Source organism: Methylocystis sp. SB2 (assembly GCF_049817085.1).
GTDB lineage: Bacteria > Pseudomonadota > Alphaproteobacteria > Rhizobiales > Beijerinckiaceae > Methylocystis > Methylocystis rosea.
On sequence record NZ_CP187401.1, the window covers coordinates 3,307,768 to 3,327,258 of the forward strand.

Here is a 19,491-nt window from a genome sequence, read left to right on the forward strand (position 1 = left end):
GACGCGGGCGACCTGGTTCGCGCGACCTGGCTTGCTCGCCATCACGCCCTCCTGTATGAGCGGTCGCACGCGGCGCACGCCGTGCTAAGGCCTCGTGGCGGAGTGGCTACGCAGAGGACTGCAAATCCTTGTACGGGGGTTCGATTCCCTCCGAGGCCTCGCCTTTCTCACGCGAGAATTTGGCGCCATAATTTGAAGGCGCGCACTTAACGATAGCGCAGAAGAAGCGGGCCGCGCGGTCAATCCGCGCTGCATTTGGGTTCGTTTTCTTCGCAGTTGCGGTATAGTTGGGGCGACATCACATCGAAGAGGGTAACGATGCTGAATGCGTTGATTGCGGATGCGCAGGCGCGGCTGGACCAGGCGCGCCGCGAGTTGAAATCCGCCGTGCTTGATTTCGACGTCTCAGATGACAGGCTTCTGGAATTGCGGGCGTCGGCGCGCCGCGTCTATGACGAACTCAGCGCTCTCGACCGCAAGAAGCTGAAGAGAGGCTTTTTGGGGTTTTTGAAAGTCTGGTGATCGCTCTGCGGCGCGTCGGCTCTTTCGTCGGCCGACGCGCGCTCCATAATTAATTTTAGGAGCGCGCGTTCATCGCGCCGCAGAACGAGGTCGCCAAATGATTAGTCCTGAAACGCCTCCCGGCGCCGAGGTAGTTTGCGTAGACGCGACTGCGGGCCCCTATGGCCGTTGCGAGGGCTTGGCCCGTGGCGTTATTTACACGGTCGCGCGGATCGCCCGCGGCATAGATGGCGGTCACGTTGTTATTCTTGGGGAAGTTTCGCCCTGGCGGACCTACGCGCCGCCCTGGGGCGTCGTCGAGGTCGGTTTTGAGCTTCGCCGCTTCCGCTATCTCGATATCCCTGACGAACTGACAAGGCTGCTGCACGAGACGCAGCTGGAGGACGTCTAACCTTCTCGGGTCATCGTCCCCCGGGTTCCTTGGCGGGCGGCGGGTCCAGTCGCGGCAGCAGCGGCGCGGCCGCGCCGGAGCGACGGATGAAGGCTTGCGCGTCCAGCCCCAACGCCAATTCGTCCCAGGGGCCGGCGAGTTCGAGCGCGATGCCCGGCGCAGAGTCGGCGGTTTGTCCGGCGCTGTCGGCTTCGCGCGCGATGGCTTTTACTGCGAGGTGGCGCTCCGGGAGGCGCGCCGAACCGCCGAAGGCAAGCGTAAAGCCGGGTCCTCGCGCGACGCCCTCGGAGATGTCCGCGACGCCGTTCTCTATCTTTACACTGGCGCTGGCGGCGTCGAGCGTCGAGCGGCCCGAGCGGATGTCGACGGCGCTCGATAGAGGCCGCGTCTCCAGTCGGCGGAGCGCTTTCTCAAAATCGATGCCGGATATCTCTCCGTCGACTAAAGCGAGGTTGGCGCGGCCGTTCAGGCTCTGCATCAGCGTCGCCATCCGGTCGCCGACGCCGTCGACCGAGAGAGTCGCGTTAAGCGCTCCCGCCAAAACGGGTTTTCCAAAAGAGTCCCAGAGCAGCGGGCCCGCTTCGACCGCCGTCATTTGCGCATTGGCGCGCAGCGCCAGCCCGTCGGGCGAAGGCGCGATGGAAGCCCGAAACTTGAGTCCGCCGCGATAGGCGTGCGCCTGAGTTATCGCGAATTCCGCGGCGCCGTCGCGCAACGTGACTTCGATGGCGGCGTCTTCGACCTTCAGCCGGCCGAGTCTGGCGTGGCCGACGGCGAGATGCAGATCGACGTCGGCGCCGGAGAGGTCCGGGAGATCGAACGGCTGCTTGCTCCACTGTCCGTTCGGCGCGACAAGCGGCGGCGCGTCGGCGAGAAACGGCCGCAGGGAGAGGAACTCGCTTTGGAGCGCCGCCGTCAGCGTCGGGCGGCCATCTTCCTTCTGAAGGTCGATATCGCCGCGAAATTCGTTTCCGTCGACAAATAGACGCGCGCCCTTGAAGTGCGCCTCTCCGGGCGCGAGCGTCGCTTGCGCGGAGAATTGCGCGTCTGTGAAGGGGCCGGGCAGGGGCGCGGCGACGCCAAAGAGCTGCAGCGCTTGTTGCGCCGAAGGCGCGCTGGCCGCCGCGCGCCCCTCGAAGCGGGCGTTGGCGCCGAGTTGTCCCACGCCTTGCGCTTCAACCCGAAGGATCTCGCCGTCAAGCCGGCCCGTCACGACGGACGGTTCTCCACGTAACAGCGCTCCTGGACGCGCCACCCAGAAGATCGCCTCGAGCCGTTCGCCGTTCAAATCGAACGCGCCCGTCAGAGCCGCCGCCTCGCCGATGCGGCGCCATTCAAAATTCGCGTTGATTCGCTCCAGCGCGTAGATGCGGCTGCGGTAGGTGATCCGTGCGTCGCCGTCGACGATCGACACCACGCCAAACCGCACGTTATCGGCCGCCGCAGCTTCCAGCGTCGCCGGCTTTGCGGCGGCCGCTCGGGCGGCTGCGCCGGCGACGCCGGCCGGCTTTTTGTCAAGATCGATGCGGGCGCGCGGCCGGACGAGCTTCACCGAGGCGACTTTGAGGCGCCCTGCGATCAGCGGCAGAACGTCGACGTCGCCGCGAAGTTCGCTCGACTCGATAAGCAGCGCGCCATTCCGGTCGGCGAAAGCGACGCCTTCGACGGCGATGCTCGGACGCGGAAAGAGCGAGAAGCTCGTTCGGCCGCGCGCGGCGACATAGAGCCCCGAAGAGCCTTGGAGCTGGTCGGCGACGGCGTCCATGAGAGCGCCAGGCGAGAACAGCCACGGCGCAACGACGGCGGCGATCGCCGCCAGGGCCGCCGCCGCCGCCAAGGCCGTCGCCAATAGCCGAAGCGCAGCGCCTGAAGGGCGGCGCGCTTTCAGCGATGCGGAAGGCTTGTCGGTTATGGCGGAGGGCAGCAGCCGTGCTCCTGAAGCGAGTCTTCGGACCTCGCTTGTCGCGGCCAAGGGCGGCGATATAGTGGCGAAAGGCCGAGCCTAGCGCGCTTCGGCGCGCGAGAGTTCGCTGCGGAGCGCGGTCAGGATCTCCTCGACGTAAAACGGTTTTTCGACCATGGCGTGCTCGAGATGCGCCTCTGGCAGTCCTGCGCGTCCGCATCCCGTCGTGAAAATGAAGGGGCAGCCGCGGGCGGCGAGCGCGTCGGCGACCGGATCAATCCTTTCGTGGCCGATATTGACGTCGAGCAAGGCCAGATCGACTCCATCCTCGCGGGACAGCCGCACCGCTTCGTCGACGCTGCGCGCCATCCCCGCGATAACTAAGCCGAATTCCGCGAGCGTCTCTTCCAGCGCCAGCGCGATATAGGGATCGTCTTCGACAATCAGCAGCCGTCGCCCGAGCAAAGGATCGCTCGTGCGCTGGGAGTCATCTCTCGGAGCGGCCGAAGACGAAAGGCCGGAGCTGGAAACCGACATGAATAAATGGTGGGGCGGAATGCCGCAGTTGTCTAGCTTTCGGGCGGCTTTTGCAGCGAATTTGCTGCGAACATGGCGAACGCCGCCCAGACGGCCAGAGCGCACCAGCTCAGGATCGTCAGCCCCCCGCCGATCGGCGCGGCGAGAGGAAACAGTCTTCCCGATAAAAAGACCCGCGCTGCAAGGTCGCCAGCGAACAGCGTGACCCCCGCCTGGAGCGCCAGCGCGATAGCCGCGAGCCAATTCGCCTTTGCTCGCGGCGTCGTGCGGATAAGCGCCGCGAGGCCGACGCCGGCGGCGGCGTGGATCATTAGAAATTGGCTTGCCGTGGCGAGAAAAGGACTCGCGTCGGCATGGGCCGCGGCGGCGGCGAGTGACACGCCGGCCGCTCCTTGAAGTGCGGCGATGGTCGCGATGGCGAACGACAGTCTCAATGGCGAACTCCGTTTCGCGCCTCCGCTGGATGGCGTTCTCAACCTTAAGGAGAGTCGCAGGCGTCATCGCCAAATTATAGACATCGAGCAGAATCGACCAGCGATCTTCGTGGCGGATCGCCCCCTGAAACCGTCGTGTCGCAACATAGCAGTGTCCAGGCTTTGGTTTCGCACTGCCACGGCTAGAAGAAGGCTCGTCTGCATGAAAGGCGAGATCAGCTTTAGCGACGAGCGCGCGCGCAGCGGCCCAGCTCGGCGCGACATAAGGCGGCGCTCTCGCAAAGCCGGGCGCGCTTTCCTATATTGCCGCATGAAAGTTTGCGGGAGAGAAGAATGAGCGCAATGGGCGTCGTGATTTGTCTGGCGATAGCCGCCTCCGCCGGACTTGGCGTATATCTGCGCATGCGGCAGACCGCGACGGTAGAGGCCCATCGCGATCAAGTGCCGCCGGATTTCGCGCAAGGAGTCACGCTCGACGATCATCGCCGCGCCGCCGAATACACGATCGCAAAAACAAAGTTTTCCGTCGCCGAAACGATTTTCGACGCCGCGATGTCTATCGCGTGGTTGGCGCTGGGGCTCGCGCCGCTTTACGCGGCGATCGCCGCCTTCGTCGAACCTGGCCTCGTTCGCAGCGTTCTGTTCGTTCTCGTCTTCGGCGTGATCGGCAGTTTGATTGACATGCCCTTCGCCGCAGCGCGCGCCCTCTGGCTCGAAGACAGGTTCGGATTTAATCGGCTGACGCCGCAAAAGTTTCTCGTCGACCAAGCAAAGTCCGGCGCGCTGGAACTCGTCATTTCGACGCCCTTGCTCTTCGGCATGTTCTGGCTTCTGGGCGCCGCCCCCGACACATGGTGGCTCATCGCCTATGTCATCTTCCTCGCCATCGCGATTGCGATGACAGTGATCTATCCGACCGTCATCGCGCCGCTCTTCAATAAATTTTCGCCGCTTGAAGACGGCGCCATGAAGCGGCGCATGGAGGCGCTGCTCGCCAGATGCGGCTTTGAGTCGAAAGGCCTCTATGTGATGGACGCCTCGACGCGCTCCACGCATGGCAACGCTTATTTCAGCGGCTTCGGCAAAGCCAAGCGCATCGTCTTTTTCGACACGCTGCTCGAGAAACATTCGCCGGACGAGATCGAATCGATTCTCGCGCATGAACTCGGTCATTTCAAATTCGGCCATGTGCGGCAGATGCTGGCGCTGGCGGCCGCGATCGCCTTCGTCGGTTTCGCTGTGCTGTGGTGGGCCTTCGGCTCGGATGTCTTCGCCGGCTGGTTCGGCCTGCCGAACGATCCCGGCGTGGTGCTCGTCGCGCTGCTGCTTGCGCGAGAGCCGATCTCGCATGTCCTGTCGCCCTTGCTGGCGTGGCGGTCACGCCGCGCGGAGTTCGAAGCCGACGCCTTCGCCCGCGATATCGTCGGCAAGGAGCCGATGATCTCGGCTTTGACTCGGCTGACGCGCGACAACCTCGCAACGCTGACCCCCGACCCGCTCTACGCCACCTTCTATTTCTCGCATCCGCCCGTGCCGGTGCGGGTCGCGCAACTACGCGCGACCGCGTAGCGGGCGCGAGGCCATCGGCCGGCACTTCGTCGCAGGCGCGATCCCTTCGCTGTGATCGACGACGGCGATAACGCCGTCGCAGTCGTGCGAACCCATCGCGCGAAGCGCTTACGGCGACTGAGTCAATTGGGTCGGATTGATCTCCGGGGATCAGCGAGACGCCAAGGCGCGGAGAGCTGAGCTTGCTGGCGATCTATGCCCGTGCGAATAAAAGCATCGCCGTTGGCGGTCGCCGAGGTGGAACCAAGAGGTCGGAGCGTGGATGCTTCTCGACGCGAGTTCGCCAAATTGGTCACCGCGAGCGGCATTGCGCTCAGCCTGTCGCGTATTACCCTAGCGAATGAACCTGAATTCGCCGCACGCGAGACGCTGCCCGGAAGACAGCGCTGGAATCCGGCCGCCACGGGCGCAGGCCGGATTGATGGGGTCGCCAAAGTCACAGGGGCGAAGCTGTACGCGTCCGATTTCCGCGCCGCGGATCTCCCGGGATGGCCGACGCATACCGCGCACGCTATGCTCATCCGGACGGCGAACGCCACGCACATATATGAGGGCGTCGATCTCTCGCGCTTGAGCGGCGCTTTGAAACCCTCCGTGATCGTTACCGCAGCTGATCTCGCGCGGATCGGCGCTCGCGTTCCCAAATTTTATTCAGGCGACCTGTTCTGCCCCGTTGGCAAGACGCCCTTGTATCTCGGTCAGCCGGCGGCTCTGTTGATCTATGAAAGCTTCGACAATTTCGATCAGGCACGGCTCGCGTTACGCAACGAGACGATTCTGAAATTTGGCGCGGAAACGGGTCCCGTCGTCGAGCGCAGCTACGGCGCGTTTCGATTCACGCGCGTCGCCGGCGCGACGCCCGACGCGCCCGACGTTTACTCGCCAGTCAAGGATGGCTGGGTCAGTCCAGGGTTCTTTCAAGACGGGGGCGGGCCAGTATGGGCGCGGCTCCCCGTGCCGACAGGGGCCGCTTACGCCAATGCGGCGAGCTACGGCGAACAGATCCGCGCGGACCTTGAGGCCGACACTCCAAATCTTGTCGTTCTCGACCGCGAATTCGAGACCCAATCCGTTGATCCAATGTTTCTCGAGCCTGAATGCGGTCTCGCCTGGTATGACGCCGAGCGCAAAAACCTCGAACTCGTTCTCGGCGTGCAGTCGCCGTACGACGCCGCAACCTCCGTCGCAACTCTGCTGGGCAACGCCCGCGCCAACTTCAAGCCGGCGCATATCAACGCGCATTTCGCTTATATGGGCGGCGGATTTGGGGGACGCGACCACACGCCATTCCCGCTTTACGTTGCGCTGGCGGCGATGTTCCTTCCCGGTCGCCCCGTGCGGCTCTCCCAAGATCGTTATCAGCAGTTCCAGGGGGGAATTAAGCGGCATGCGTTCAAGATGCGCACACGCATCGGCGTCGATCGAGCGACAGGCAAAATCTCCGCATTCGCCGCGGATCATGTGCTGAATGGCGGCGGCCTCGCCAATTATTCGGCGAGCGTGGCGGCGGTTTCCGCCAATGCCGCGATCGGCATCTACGATGTTCCAAAAGTCGACGTCACCACAGTCGCGCTGCATTCACGCGGCGTGACGGCCGGGTCGATGCGCGGCTATGGCACGCTGCAGACGATGACGGCGCTGGAAGTGTTGATTGACGAGGCGGCGTCGACGCTGGCGATCGATCCGATCGAATTTCGCCGACGCAACGCGCTGAAGACCGGCGGTCGGACAATGGCGGGGAACACGTATGACGTCGTGGTTCGCACGCCCGAGATTCTCGACAGACTGGAAAAGCATGCGATCTGGCGACAGCGCGCCGAAGAGAAAGCGCGTGGACGGCGCCCAGGGAGTGTCGTCGGCACGGGCGTGGCTTGCGTCACCAAGGATTACGGCAGCGGAGCCGACACTTCATTGTCGTCAGTTGAAGTCGACCCGAAGGGTCGGATCTCGATCCGCTGCGATCACGTCGAGATGGGGAACGGCATAGGGACGGCGCTTGCGAACCGGGTCGCGGCTCATCTCGGCGCCGTGGCCGATGAAGTCGCCGTCGCGGAAGTCGACCGTTTCGCCGCGCTCGGGCTCGTCACCTCCGGCGACCCTTACACGATGGACCAGGCGACGCAGGACGCCGCGCAACGCGATCCGCGCTGGGTTCCGGCGATAAGTTCGCCAACCAGTTCCTCGATTGGCGCGCACGTCGGGACTCATTCGGCGTCCGAAGCGGCCCGCGTCATCTATCGGTTCGGCTTGTGGCCCGCGGCGCTCGAACTGTGGGAACTCGCGCCAACCGATCCGAGGGCGGCGAAATGGGACGCGGCGCGTTGGGAGCAGGGGCGGCTCGTGATGCCGGCGCTGAGAGCCTTGCCGCTATCGGAAATCGCCGCAAGGGCCCATGCGCGTAAAGGCGTGACAGCGGCGATGGCGCACAGCTTCTCGCGCTGGTCATGGTCGAAAGCGACCTTTGCGATCGGCGGGCAAGAGTGGACGGCGGAAATTGATGCGCTGGCGGTGCGAAAAGGCTCAGGAAAATTCGTTCGCTTAGATCGCGCCGACGTCAAATACCCGCCCACCCTGTTCAACCGGATCGGGACCTCCTACACATCGTTGTGCGGCGCGCTGGTTCGTGTCGAGATCGAACGCGACACCGGCGCCTTGCGCATCGACCGGGCATATACTGTCCTCGAATGTGGTCGCGCGCTGACGCCTGAAATCGTGCTTGGCCAGGCGCAGGGCGGTTTCGCGATGGGCGTCGGCTACGCGCTGCTCGAATCGCTTCCGCTCTATGAAGACGGACCCGGCAACGGGCAATGGAATCTCGGACAATACTTGATCGCGCGCGGGTCCGACCTGCCTTTGCAAGCGCTCGAGATCGAAATATTGCCCCCGCTGCCGAACGATCCGCCAAAGGGCATGGCTGAGGTCGTTATGATTCCCATTGTTCCGGCGTTGTTGAACGCGATCTTCGACGCGACGGGGCGTCGCTTCCACGCCTTGCCGGTGACTCAACAAGAGCTCAAGGGAGCGCTCACGTGACGACTGTGCGCATGAGGATCAATGGACGCGCATATGGCCCGGTGAAGGTGCGCGACGAGATGACCATGAATGACTTCTTGCGCGAGAGCCTTGGGCTCACTGGCACCAAGTTTGGCTGCGGCGCCGGGCAGTGCCTCAGTTGCGCGGTGATCATCGACGATCCGGACGGGACGAGCCACACCAGTCCAACTTGCGTTGTTCCGGCGGCGAGCTTCAACGGGAAATCCATTCGTACCGTGGAAGGCCATGCGACGAACGGCGAACTCACTGCGCTGCAAAGATCGTTCATCGACCATTTTGCGTTTCAATGCGGCTATTGCACAGCCGGCTTCTTGAACGAGGGACAGGTTCTGCTGGAGCGTCTGGCGAAGACGCCGGTGGCGCGCGCCGATCTCGAGAAAGCAATCGCTGACGCGTTTGACGGACATCTGTGCCGTTGCACGGGCTACTTCAAATATCACGAGGCTATGCGCGACGTCATTCTCGCCGATCCGGGGCGATATCTGACGTAGCGAAACGGCGTTTCGCATGAGTGCGGCGCAGGAGGGGGGCCGAAGATGAAATTTGCGGTTCTCGCAGGGGTCGTGGGGCTAATGACATGCGTGACGTCCGACAGCCGATCGGCGACGCTCGCAACTCCAGAAAATTTTGCCGGCATCGGCGACGCCGCGGCGCGTTCCGCGGCTTTGTTTACCGAACTCGGCAAAGTCCTGACCAACCCGCGCTGCGTCAATTGCCATCCCGCCGGCGATCGTCCGCATCAGGGTGAACTGGGCCGGGTTCACCAGCCGCCGGTCGAGCGAGGACCGGACGGCCGAGGCCTCGCGGCGATGCGCTGTCCGATCTGCCATCAGGACGCCAATTTTGATCCCGGCCGCGTTCCCGGCCACCACGAATGGCGTCTCGCGCCGCGAGAGATGGGCTGGGAAGGCAAAACGCTCGGTGAGATCTGCGCGCAGATCAAAGATCAGGCGCGCAACGGCGGCCGTTCGCTGGAGGCGCTTGCACGCCACATTGGCGGCGACACGCTCGTCGGCTGGGCTTGGTCGCCCGGATTTGGCCGCCAGCCCGCGCCCGGAACGCAGAAGGAGGCGGGGGCGCTCGTCGAAGCTTGGATCAACACCGGGGCAGTGTGCCCGAAATAGCGGAGGATAAGCGAACCCGGCGCGGCTTCCAGCGGCGATCGTCCGATGCCCTTCGAATCGTCCGCGCCGCGCCGCGCGTTTGCTGTCCTCATTTCACTGGAGAGTCTCATGATGCCCACCACGCTCGCGACAAGCCGTCTTCGCACGCTGCTGTCGTCGGTTGTCGTTTTTGGATTATCGGTTTCGCCCGCGTGCGCGACGGAGCTGCCAAGCTACTTCACAGGACTTGTCGGCGCCGAGACGGCCAGCCCCGCCGACATGGCCAACAAAAATGTGCTGCAGCTGAACACGACGATGTTCCAGTTGTATGGCGACGCCGCGCAGATCTTCAAGAAAAACATCCTCGCGAAGCATCCGGTCATTCTCGGACTGTTTTCCGGCGCCGGCGGGCGATTTATCCTTTATCGCCCCGGCATGGCGCCGATTGAGGCGCCGCAGCCGCCGATCGTCTATCAGTTGCTGAAATCGGTCGGCCACAGCACCATGGCGTTGGCCGAAGTCGTCGTTCCGTATCTGAACAGTCCCAAGGACACGACGTGGCGCGGCGCCTTGGCGGCGTATAGGAGCCGCATGCAATCCGCGCTCGACACGCTTGATGCGAGCGGCATGCAAAAAGACTGGCGAACGAACAATCGAAGCATTCTGCAAAACAATATCGCGTTCATGGACGAGTGCCTGAAGAACAACGCGATCTCAGCGGAAGGCCTGCAAAAATTCGCCAAGAAGCAGTCGCCGCTGCTGAAGAAAAATATCGCCTGGGCGGCGCAAACCCAGGTCGCCCATTGGATGGATGTCATCGGCGGTTGGAAAGAGACGCTTGGCGCCGACTGGGACAAAACCTATGCGGCCAGCAATACGATCTATGTCGCGCGCCAGAACAATGTCCTGTTTAGCGTGCTCGCGCAGTTCTTCGGCCCTGAGGCGATCAATGATCGCCTGATGCTGATCGAGACGATATCCTTCACTACGACGCCCGACGACATGCTGGAGTCGCTGACGCGGATCATCGCCGACCGCTCGGTGGGCGCCGCATTCTTCGGCGATTACCATCTTATGGATTTTGAATTGATGGGCGGAGACGCCCGGCAAGCGATCATCGACGAAGACGCGAAGCGCAAGATGAATGTGGTGCTGCCGCCGCAAGTGCCGTTCGGCTCGCGTCAATGGCCGACGCTGATTACGCCGGGGCCCGGCGCGAAGAGCTTGAGCGATCTTCCGTGAATTCGAAACCTGTAGCCAGGATCACGGCGCGAAAGGCTCCTGAGTTTGGCCTCATCGTCGGAGTTGCGCTGTTTTTTGCCGCTCTGCTTCCCCTCGAGAGCGGCGCGCAAGATCGCATTGACCCCGTCACGGGTTTCGAGCGCGAAGCGATCCACACCGCCGCCTGGCCTGACGGCAAAAAGGTCGCTGTCAGCTTTGCATTCTTCGTGGAGGAATTCGGCTTCGGCCAAGGTCCGATCTTCCGTCCTGATCTTGCGTCGCGCAATCCTGACCTCGTGAACGAGGCGTTCCGTCAATACGCGATCGACTGGGGCGTTGTCCGCGTCGGCCGGCTATTTAAAGAACTGAATGTGCCGCTCACCATCGTGGTGAATGCGGAGTTTTTCGGCAAGCATCCATCGGTATGGAAGGAGTTCCGTTCGATGCTGCCGAACGCGCCGCTGGTCGCGCACGGGATGAACAACACGAGCCGCATGTTGCCGCTCCGGAGTGGGATCGCCGCGCAGAGGGCCTACATTCGCCGCACACTGGATCTCATCGCCGAATCTGTCGGCGTCAGGCCGACGGGCTGGTCGAGTCCGAGCGTCTACGCCGATCGCGACACCATGCGGGCCTTGGCCGCGGAAGGCGTCGCCTACACGCTCGACCAGATGGATTCGGATATCATTTCACGTTTGAAGACGCCCGAAGGTTCGCTCATTCTGCTGCCCTATCCGGCCGTAACCGTCGACATGGGACAATATCTGGCGCGGATGAAGACGACCAGAGAGATCGAAGCGCTCTGGTTGGACTATGTCTCGGAACTGGTCATTGAGGCGCGCGCCAACCCGGCGCGAGACGCCACGACTGTGGTCATCGGAATTCACCCCTTTGTCGTCGGCACGCCTGACGGAGCCTTGGCGCTGCGGCGCGTTCTGTTGCGTCTCAAGGCCGACGACGCCGTATGGCTGGCGGACGCCGACGCCATTTTGAAGGCGGCTCGCCTGAGATGAGCGCAGCCGTCGATTCGGACGACTTCATGCGTAATCGCTCGCTTGATCCCGAACGCGGGGAAGCGGCGTGACCGCGCCAGCCGTCATCTAACGCGCCGCTTCGCTTGCGCATCGCGTAGGCGACTCTTCGTCCTCCGTTTAGGCGCTCTGGACATAACGCCGATGCCCCGCATCGCGCGTCAAATTCAGTGAGCGCGGCGCACGTAACCGACATATTTCCAGCTTGTTGTGACTGATGTAACCGCCTCATCAGAGCTGAGCGATTCAGACGCCATCGGCGGATAAAAAGCTTCTTCGCGGCTACAAATAAAAACCAGATAGCCCTCTGAATCTTGGTCCGCCGCAAAAGGGGTGAAGATGTAATCCTCAGCGGCCTTGCCTAGACTTTGGTCTACAAGACGTGCGGCTGACGCAGATAGGACCGGCACATTTTCAAGATGGGCCGCAATCGTTGTCCAGATCGGCGCATGCCAACCCACTGACGCCGTATCACAGCAGACTCGACTTCTTTTCCTATCAACGAGAACGAAGCGATTCATTCTGCTTCTCGCTTCCTTGAATATGCCATGTGCCTTCTCAGAGTGTGAATGCGCCATCTCAGAATGACCTTTTGCGCGGTCGCCTTTGCCGTGATGTTTGGCGGCAGCGCGAATCTCCATAGCCAACGACCAGTGTTAATTTGGTTGTGACGCCTGGCCCGTGAGGGGAGGAAGTTCGGACCAGGCGTCGGGCCGCAAGGAAACGCTTTGGTTGAAGCTGTTGTCCGAAAAGAAGCGGGAATTTCCGGAGGTCCGCTTCAACCAGCGCGAGCGTTTCTCGGGCGAAGGCAAAGTTAGCAGCCGCAGGGCCAGAGTCTGTGCAAAACAGCTCTGCAATGATAAAAAAGAGAGATTAGAAATAGCGCTATAAATAGTCGTAGAATTCTAGCCGAGCATGTTGAATGTCGAATGTTTCCAAATCGGTCTTCGACCCAAAGGCGTTTCTCGCCATCGCCGGCGCCGGAAGAAGCACCTCAAACTGGAATAAGGGCCAAGTCATTTTCTCTCAGGGCGATCCTGCGGATGCGCTATTCTTTATTCAGGAAGGCAAAGTCAAAGTCACGACTCTCTCCACGCAAGGCAAGGAAGCTGTAGTGGCCATCCTTGGCGCAAGCGATTTCTTCGGGGAGGGATGTCTCGCCGGTCAGAAGCTGCGCATCTCGACACTGACGGCGATCACCGACTGCACATTATCGCGCGTGGAAAAGGCGACGGTCATCCGTCTTTTGCATGACAATCCCGATTTCTCGGCGCTTTTCATGACGTATTTGCTCGCACGCAACATTCGGATCGAAGCCGACCTCATAGACCAGCTCTTTAATTCAAGCGAGAAACGACTCGCGCGTCTCCTTTTGCTCCTCGCTAATTTTTGCCAGGAAGGCAGTCCGCAGCCGATATTGGCGTCGATCACTCAGGAAACGCTCGCCGACATGATTGGCACAACGCGATCGCGCGTCAGTTTCTTTTTGAATAAATTTCGGCGATTGGGGTTCATCGAATATAATGGACACTTTACCATCCACAGTTCCTTACTAAACGTCGTCTTGCACGACGATCCGCGCGCGGCGCTAAGCTCTCAAGTTGACAATCCCGATCAGAGCCCGGAATGAGAAAGCGCCACCGTTTGCGATGACAAAATGCAATGGTCCGGGGTCCAAGCACCATATGTGCGCGCCCCGGACGCCCACAGCGCGAAGACCGGCGAGCGTCGGAGGGATAGGCGCTGCGTTCGCCGAAATTCAACGGCGTTCCGGGAGGGGTTTTCCGTAAAATTTCCGTATCTGAGCGGCTCTGGCCGAACATCATTCGTAGTTCATTGATTTTATTGGCGCGCCCAAGGGGATTCGAACCCCTGTTTTCGCCGTGAAAGGGCGACGTCCTAGGCCTCTAGACGATGGGCGCGGCTGCGCGGCCGCATCGTGTCGCGATTGGCGTAGACGCTCGGACTCGACCAGCCCGTCGGCTTGACGCCGGCAGCTTCGGCGATGAGATCCAATGTGCGGCGAATGTAGGCCTTCTGCGCGGCGATCCCACGCCGGAGCGGCAGCATGTCGCTGGTGTTGTTCATGCCGTGAGCGACGATCGGCGCGTTCGGCGCCATCGAGCGGAACTCCTTCCAGACCGATGGATGCTTGCCGAAAAATTCCGCGTTCACCACTATAGTGAGCGGCTCGTGAAGTTCTTGAAATAGCCGGCCGACGCGGACAATGCCCCAGTCGATTGCATATTGACGGAACGCCTCGTTCACGAGGTCAGGATTGCGGGACGCAAGATCTGGGCGGCGGAAGATCGGACCTTGGCCGAATCCGAACTCCTCCACGAAGAACGCGAAGCTGACCGCGACCTTTTTGCCGCCAGGCCAGGCGGCGGTGTGGATCGCTTCGCGCGCGAAACCTGTGACGCGATCAATTGGATCTTGCGCACCGCTCTCGTCGGGAAGCAGAACGGCAAATAAAAGCGCAGCTCCGACGATAAATTTTCGGTTCCGTGAGATATTGCACTCCGCCGGTTAGTCAGGCCGCCTTCGGCTTTTTAAACGCCAGTCTGCTCTCGTTAGCGCTTAGTGGGTTCATCATCATTTTGCGTTTAACTGAAATGACAGCTTGAACGTGGCCCCGCCGCCTGGCGTCGCCTCGACCCATATGCGGCCATTATGCGCCTCGACCAGCTCTTTGGCGATGGCCAACCCCAAGCCCGTGCCGGGGATCGAGTCATTCTTCCGCCAAAATGGCTCGAAGATGAGATCGCGATCCGCCTTCTCCACGCCGCAACCGTGATCGATCACTTCCAGCGTTGCGTTCTCGGTGACGCGAACATGCACGGCGCCGCCTTCCGGCTCGGCGCGAAGAGCATTGTCGATAACATTCGAGATGACGGATTCAAGCGCCGGCCGATTGCCCTCTATAAGAACAGGCGCGCTGGGCGCGTCGAGAACGATCTGGCGCCGCGCCTTCAGCGCCAGAAGCGCTGCGTCCGCAATGATCGTTCTCGTCAACGCGACGAGGTCGATCGTGTGATCACGCTTTGTCGATTGTTGATCGAGCCGCGCGGAAGCTAGCAGCTGCTCGACGATGTTGCGTATTCGCCGATGATCGCGCTTTAGATCATTCTTAAAGGTCGGCTCCTCAGGCGCATCAAGTCGCACGCCGAGCACATTAATGGGCGTGCGAAGTTCATGCGCGGCATTTGCCGTAAAACGCCGTTGTCGGGCGACGCCGGCATCGAGCCGCGCCAAAGCGTCGTTTACCGCGTCGACGAGGGGTCCAACTTCGCTCGATACGTCATTTGCATCGAGGCGTTGGTCTAGGCTGTTCATGTCGATTCGTGACGCCTGCACCGCCACGCGTCTGAGCGGCCTCAATCCCCACCGCACGGCGAACCAGGCCGCGCCTGCCGACATCAAAATTGCCATGACCAGGTAGGCGGTCAACCAGCGCGTTTCCTCAATGGCGGCGTCGACAATGTCGCTCCAACGAAATTTCTGTCCGTAGACGGCGATGTGAAGGCGCCCGAAGGGAGTCCGTTCCGGCTCCATAAGGCCCGTACGAATAGCGCTTGGATCGCCAGGCAGGATGAAATGCACATGGGTTGGGCTGATCTCGATGAGAGGCTTCAGCATCGCGATGAGCTCTGGAGAGGAACCGGCGACTGGGTCACGGCTCAGACTTCGGAACGCCGCGAACTTCATAGCGGGCGCGCGCTTCAGATCTTCTAGCAGGTCCGGCGTCGGCCTGATCTCCAGCATTTTATCTTCATTCATCGCCAACGATGCGATGATCTGCTTTTTTGCGCGAATCGCCGACAACTCATCGAGCGATGTGGCGAAAAATTCTACTCCCGTAAGGCCGATGCCGATCGTTACCAGCCAAGCGATCGGAAAGGCGATAATTTGTGCAAGGAATAGACAGCCGACAATGCGCAATACGAGCGAATGCCGTCTCAATCAAGCAACTCCGTCACCATATAGCCAACGCCGCGAATAGTGTGAATGGCGACGCCAGTGTTCAACACGATGAGCCGTCGCCGCAAGCGCGACACCGCCATATCGAGCGTGTTGTCCTGAACGTCGTCGTGTGGAGAGAAGACCTCGTCGAGAAGAGTCTCGCGCGAAACCACACGATTGACGCGCCGCAGAAGAGAATCGAGCAGGACCAATTCCCGCCGGTGCAGCGTGACGATTCTGTTCGAGATACGGACGTCACGCGTCGTCGGGTCAAAAGATAGCGCGCCCACGACGATCGGCTTTGGCGCGCCGCTTCCCGGACGCCGAACGCAGGCCCGTATTCTCGCGACCAACTCCTCTCCCTGGAATGGCTTCGTCACATAGTCGTCGGCGCCGAGATCGAAACTCGACACTTTGTCCGCCATGTCGTCCATAGCCGTCAGCATCATGATGCGAATGCCTGGCCGCAGTTCTCGCGCGAGCGGCATGAGCGACAGGCCATCGCCATCAGGAAGACGACGATCGAGCAGAAGGAGGTCGTAATTCGAGCCTTCGACGGCTTCTCGTGCAGCGCTCAGACAGCCGGCTTGATCAACGTCGAAACCGGCCTGGGCGACTAACGACGCCGTCAAACGCGCCGCATCCAGCTCGTCTTCAACCAATAATATTCGCATGTGGGCGCCGCTCCCCTTCGCGCCGTCGATTATCGAATTTGGTCGCTAAATTCGCAAGACAGGACAGACCCCCGCGAACGGCCGGCTGTTGCCCGAAAGACACAGCGTTCCGAATTCGCGCCAAAATTTCTCGCGTCAGACTCATGTCAGGCGCATCAGTCCCACTTTGGCTATTTATTCTCCACCAGGCGAAGCACGGCGACGATGCGGCAAATTCCACGCCATACGACAACGACGAACGAGAGCGCACGCAGGCGCCTCGGGCGGATCCGCGCGGTCCTGCTCAGCCTCATCGCATTTGTCATGGCGGTTCAGGGAGTTGTTCTCGCCTCGTCCTGGGCGCGAAGCGCTTCTCATGAAGAGATTGCCGCAGTCTCGATCGCGGCCGTCGTCGATTGTGCGCAAGATGACACGCGCTCGCCAGCGAGCGACGGTCACCCGCATAAGTGCTCTTTGGCCGGGCTCTGTTGCTTGGCGAGTTGCGAGGCGCCGACGTTTGGTCTCGCGGGAGCGGGATTTAGCCTGGCGCCCTGGCGCCGATTGGCGGCTGACGCTGTTAAGCGGCGCGCTCCCGCACGGAGCCGACTCGCGCTTGCCGGTTGGGCGAGCGCCTGGTCCTCGCGCGCCCCGCCGCGGCAGGCCTGATTCGCGACTCGCGCCCTAAGCTCAACCTGCTTTTTCTTCTCGTCTGCTCGAGCGCCGTGACAGTCGCTCTGGAGTTTCTCAATGAACTCGTCCGTTCTCCTGCGCGGCGTTTCCGCCGGCGCACTGTTGCTCGCCTTCGCCTCTGAATGCGCCCATGCTCAGCAAGCCTTGCCTACGATCAGCGTCGGCGGGCGGCAGCGCGCGCCATCGACTCACGTGTCGGGACCGCCAACGGGAGAGCCCGCCACATCCGATCCGGGTCCGTCCTCCAATTTTCCGAGCGAGCCGAAGACGCCGGCCGAAGGCTATGTGGCAAACGACGCCATTACCGCCACTAAGACCGATATCCCAATCAGGGAAACTCCTGTGTCGGTAAATGTGGTTCCCAAGCAAGTGATGATCGACCAAAACAATACAACCGTCCAGGAAGCGCTAGAGAATGTGCCGGGCGTGCGGTCCAACAACAACGAGTTGGAAGGTTACAACTTCAAGATTCGTGGCTTTCAAAGTCTCAACATCTATCGCAACAATCTGTCGTTCGGCAATGCCAACCCCGGTATCCTCGACACCGCCAATCTGGAGCGCATTGAGGTGCTTAAGGGGCCAGCGTCGGTACTATTCGGACGGGCCGAGCCCGGCGGATTGATCAATCTGGTGACCAAGCAGCCGCTCGATCGCGCCCGCTACGTTGTCGACCAACAGATCGGATCGTTCAACTGGTATCGCACGCAGTGGGATTTCACCTCTCCTGTCGCTGAAGTGCCAGGGCTCGCCTACCGTCTCTCAGGCGCCTATCAGAACAACGGCTCATTTCGCGGATATTCAGGGGGCGGAGAGCGCGTGATCGTCGCGCCGGTGGTGAGCTACCGCCCAAGCGCCTGGACCGAACTCACTCTCGAAGGACAATATTCAGGTCAGAAGGCGCAAAGCGACGTCGGGATACCGACAATCGGGCCCAGCCCCGCGTCAGTTCCGTTGAGCCGCTCGTTCCAGGAGGCCAATGATCCGCGCGACCGGATAGAGAACTATCTGGTCAGTTATAAACTCCGTCAGAATCTCAATGAGGACTGGAAGGTCACCAACCGCTTTCTTTACGCCGCCGCCCCCATTTTCGATAAGCCCAATATCACGCCGCTCTGCGTGACGCCGATGTGCGTCGACGCGGATGGGCGCACGCTGCAACGCATCGGGCAATACCAGTTCGCGTCCGGTCGTACCTTCTCGACCAATATTGACCTAGAAGGAAAGTTTGAGGCGCTTGGCGGCAAACACACATTTCTGATGGGGCTCGATTATCTGAACACCTATTACGACTATTACTTCGCCAACGGCGCCGCCCTGTATCCGATAGACATTTTTTCCCCGATCTATGGAACGGTCCCGTCCTTTGCCTATTTCGATTCACAAATTGGATCTGGATTCAAATTTCATTCGTCTGTGCTCGCCAGACAGAAAGGGCTTTATGTCCAGGATTATGTCACATGGTTTGACCGTCTGCATGTGCTTGTCGGCGTCCGCTACGATGTAGCGGACCAAACGATAGGAACGTCTTCGAGCTTTGAGAATGGCGGCGGCGTTTACGATGCGAGCAAGGACTTGGCGATCGCCAGTCGACTGCGATCGCCGACGGCCATCGACAGGGGGTGGAGTCCGCGCGCTGGCGTCGTCTACGACATCCTTCCGCAGGTCAGCATTTACGGCAGCTACTCAAGATCCTTCGGTCAGAACAACGGCTTTACCGCCGACAAACAGCCTTTAGGGCCGCAGCGCGGCCTGCAATGGGAAGTCGGTCTGAAGGCCGAGCCTCTGCCGGGTCTGAGCGCCACGCTCGCCATCTTCCAAATCACCAAATCCGGTGTCCCGACACGAGATCTCGCGTCATTGGCCTCGATGGCGCAGAAGCTTGCCGGATTGCAGCGCAGCCGCGGCATCGAGTTTGACGTAGTCGGCCGCATCACCGATCGCATGACGATCGTGGGCAACTACGCATTGATCGACGCGAAGGTTATCGCCGACAGTCCGGTGAATCGGTTGAACCCTTTTGGCTTTTACGATTCCACGATCTTCGGCGAAGGCGGCGGCCTTCTCGGCAACCACCTCGACAATGTTCCGCGTCATTCGGGCAAAATCTTTCTGACCTACGCTTTTGGCGACAACGGCCTCGGATTGCGTGTCGGCGGCGGCGTAACGGCCTCGACGCGGGCGTGGGGCGATATCCAAAATACCTTTGTGCTGCCAGGATGGGCGCGTCTCGACGCCTTCGCGAGCTACGCGACGCTGGTCGACGGTTATAAGCTCACGGCGCAACTCAATCTCAAGAACATCAATAACGCGCAGTATTTCACCGGTGTGGACGATTTCTTCAACTACAATGTTCCACCGCTGAATGCCATTCCCGCTAATCCCTTCACGGCGACCGGCCAGATCAGAGTGGAGTTCTAGCG

17 protein-coding genes and 2 tRNA genes are annotated in these 19,491 nt (G+C 61.2%); 11 read left to right on the plus strand and 8 right to left on the minus strand.

Translation table 11 applies throughout. The annotated features are described in order from the left end of the window. Positions 1 to 88 precede the first annotated feature (88 nt). The 3 genes from ACPS74_RS16065 to ACPS74_RS16075 all read left to right on the plus strand — a co-directional run bounded on the left by ACPS74_RS16065 (position 89) and on the right by ACPS74_RS16075 (position 913). Positions 89 to 159 (plus strand) — tRNA-Cys (locus ACPS74_RS16065). 159 nt (positions 160 to 318) lie between these two features. Further along, positions 319 to 522 carry a hypothetical protein gene (locus tag ACPS74_RS16070; RefSeq protein WP_018407613.1) on the plus strand — a complete coding sequence of 68 codons (204 nt, stop codon included), beginning with the start codon at positions 319 to 321 and terminating at the stop codon, positions 520 to 522. Between the two features lie 178 nt (positions 523 to 700). Then, positions 701 to 913: a hypothetical protein gene (locus ACPS74_RS16075; protein ID WP_018407614.1), complete on the plus strand. Its 213-nt coding sequence runs from the start codon at positions 701 to 703 to the stop codon at positions 911 to 913. A gap of 10 nt (positions 914 to 923) precedes the next feature. Here the strand turns inward: ACPS74_RS16075 and ACPS74_RS16080 are convergent, their stop codons facing one another. The 3 genes from ACPS74_RS16080 to ACPS74_RS16090 all read right to left on the minus strand — a co-directional run bounded on the left by ACPS74_RS16080 (position 924) and on the right by ACPS74_RS16090 (position 3,787). After that, positions 924 to 2,762, minus strand: coding sequence for an AsmA family protein (locus tag ACPS74_RS16080; RefSeq protein WP_239754789.1), 1,839 nt, complete (start codon positions 2,760 to 2,762; stop codon positions 924 to 926). Between the two features lie 153 nt (positions 2,763 to 2,915). Then, on the minus strand, positions 2,916 to 3,353 hold the full coding sequence (locus ACPS74_RS16085) for a response regulator (protein ID WP_026222846.1): 438 nt from the start codon (positions 3,351 to 3,353) through the stop codon (positions 2,916 to 2,918). Between the two features lie 32 nt (positions 3,354 to 3,385). Next, the gene (locus ACPS74_RS16090; RefSeq protein WP_029651251.1) at positions 3,386 to 3,787 is read right to left on the minus strand and encodes a DUF423 domain-containing protein; all 402 of its coding nucleotides are present in this window, start codon (positions 3,785 to 3,787) and stop codon (positions 3,386 to 3,388) included. Positions 3,788 to 4,120: 333 nt separating this feature from the next. On the opposite strand from ACPS74_RS16090, the gene ACPS74_RS16095 reads away from it, so the two are divergent. The 6 genes from ACPS74_RS16095 to ACPS74_RS16120 all read left to right on the plus strand — a co-directional run bounded on the left by ACPS74_RS16095 (position 4,121) and on the right by ACPS74_RS16120 (position 11,747). Continuing rightward, complete coding sequence (locus ACPS74_RS16095; protein WP_029651250.1) at positions 4,121 to 5,356, plus strand: M48 family metallopeptidase; 1,236 nt, start codon at positions 4,121 to 4,123, stop codon at positions 5,354 to 5,356. 258 nt (positions 5,357 to 5,614) lie between these two features. Continuing rightward, positions 5,615 to 8,389, plus strand: coding sequence for a xanthine dehydrogenase family protein molybdopterin-binding subunit (locus ACPS74_RS16100; RefSeq protein WP_029651249.1), 2,775 nt, complete (start codon positions 5,615 to 5,617; stop codon positions 8,387 to 8,389). A gap of 11 nt (positions 8,390 to 8,400) precedes the next feature. Then, positions 8,401 to 8,901, plus strand: a complete 501-nt coding sequence (locus tag ACPS74_RS16105; protein WP_370646332.1) for a (2Fe-2S)-binding protein — start codon at positions 8,401 to 8,403, stop codon at positions 8,899 to 8,901. Positions 8,902 to 8,946: 45 nt separating this feature from the next. Beyond that, positions 8,947 to 9,534, plus strand: coding sequence for a hypothetical protein (locus ACPS74_RS16110; RefSeq protein ID WP_029651247.1), 588 nt, complete (start codon positions 8,947 to 8,949; stop codon positions 9,532 to 9,534). A gap of 108 nt (positions 9,535 to 9,642) precedes the next feature. Further along, positions 9,643 to 10,755, plus strand: a complete 1,113-nt coding sequence (locus ACPS74_RS16115) for a hypothetical protein (protein WP_029651246.1) — start codon at positions 9,643 to 9,645, stop codon at positions 10,753 to 10,755. Beyond that, positions 10,752 to 11,747 carry a polysaccharide deacetylase gene (locus ACPS74_RS16120; RefSeq protein WP_029651245.1) on the plus strand — a complete coding sequence of 332 codons (996 nt, stop codon included), beginning with the start codon at positions 10,752 to 10,754 and terminating at the stop codon, positions 11,745 to 11,747. The genes ACPS74_RS16115 and ACPS74_RS16120 overlap by 4 nt, the downstream gene beginning before the upstream one ends. Positions 11,748 to 11,932: 185 nt before the next feature. Here ACPS74_RS16120 and ACPS74_RS16125 read toward each other — a convergent pair whose 3' ends face one another. Then, positions 11,933 to 12,286 (minus strand): hypothetical protein, encoded by a 354-nt coding sequence (locus ACPS74_RS16125; protein WP_157055267.1) that lies wholly within the window; start codon positions 12,284 to 12,286, stop codon positions 11,933 to 11,935. Between the two features lie 401 nt (positions 12,287 to 12,687). Here ACPS74_RS16125 and ACPS74_RS16130 point away from each other — a divergent pair, with 401 nt between their 5' ends. Next, entirely contained in the window at positions 12,688 to 13,395 is a 708-nt protein-coding gene (locus tag ACPS74_RS16130; protein ID WP_051381805.1) for a Crp/Fnr family transcriptional regulator, read from the plus strand. A gap of 216 nt (positions 13,396 to 13,611) precedes the next feature. Here the strand turns inward: ACPS74_RS16130 and ACPS74_RS16135 are convergent. The 4 genes from ACPS74_RS16135 to ACPS74_RS16150 form a co-directional block, all read right to left on the minus strand. Beyond that, positions 13,612 to 13,687 (minus strand) — tRNA-Glu (locus tag ACPS74_RS16135). After that, positions 13,665 to 14,105, minus strand: coding sequence for a hypothetical protein (locus ACPS74_RS16140; protein ID WP_239754764.1), 441 nt, complete (start codon positions 14,103 to 14,105; stop codon positions 13,665 to 13,667). The genes ACPS74_RS16135 and ACPS74_RS16140 overlap by 23 nt, the downstream gene beginning before the upstream one ends. Positions 14,106 to 14,360: 255 nt before the next feature. Beyond that, entirely contained in the window at positions 14,361 to 15,728 is a 1,368-nt protein-coding gene (locus tag ACPS74_RS16145; protein ID WP_029648905.1) for a sensor histidine kinase, read from the minus strand. After that, positions 15,725 to 16,402 (minus strand): response regulator transcription factor, encoded by a 678-nt coding sequence (locus ACPS74_RS16150; protein WP_029648906.1) that lies wholly within the window; start codon positions 16,400 to 16,402, stop codon positions 15,725 to 15,727. The genes ACPS74_RS16145 and ACPS74_RS16150 overlap by 4 nt, the downstream gene beginning before the upstream one ends. A 771-nt stretch (positions 16,403 to 17,173) precedes the next feature. On the opposite strand from ACPS74_RS16150, the gene ACPS74_RS16155 reads away from it, so the two are divergent. After that, the gene (locus ACPS74_RS16155) at positions 17,174 to 19,489 is read left to right on the plus strand and encodes a TonB-dependent siderophore receptor (protein ID WP_239754762.1); all 2,316 of its coding nucleotides are present in this window, start codon (positions 17,174 to 17,176) and stop codon (positions 19,487 to 19,489) included. Positions 19,490 to 19,491: the final 2 nt, after the last annotated feature.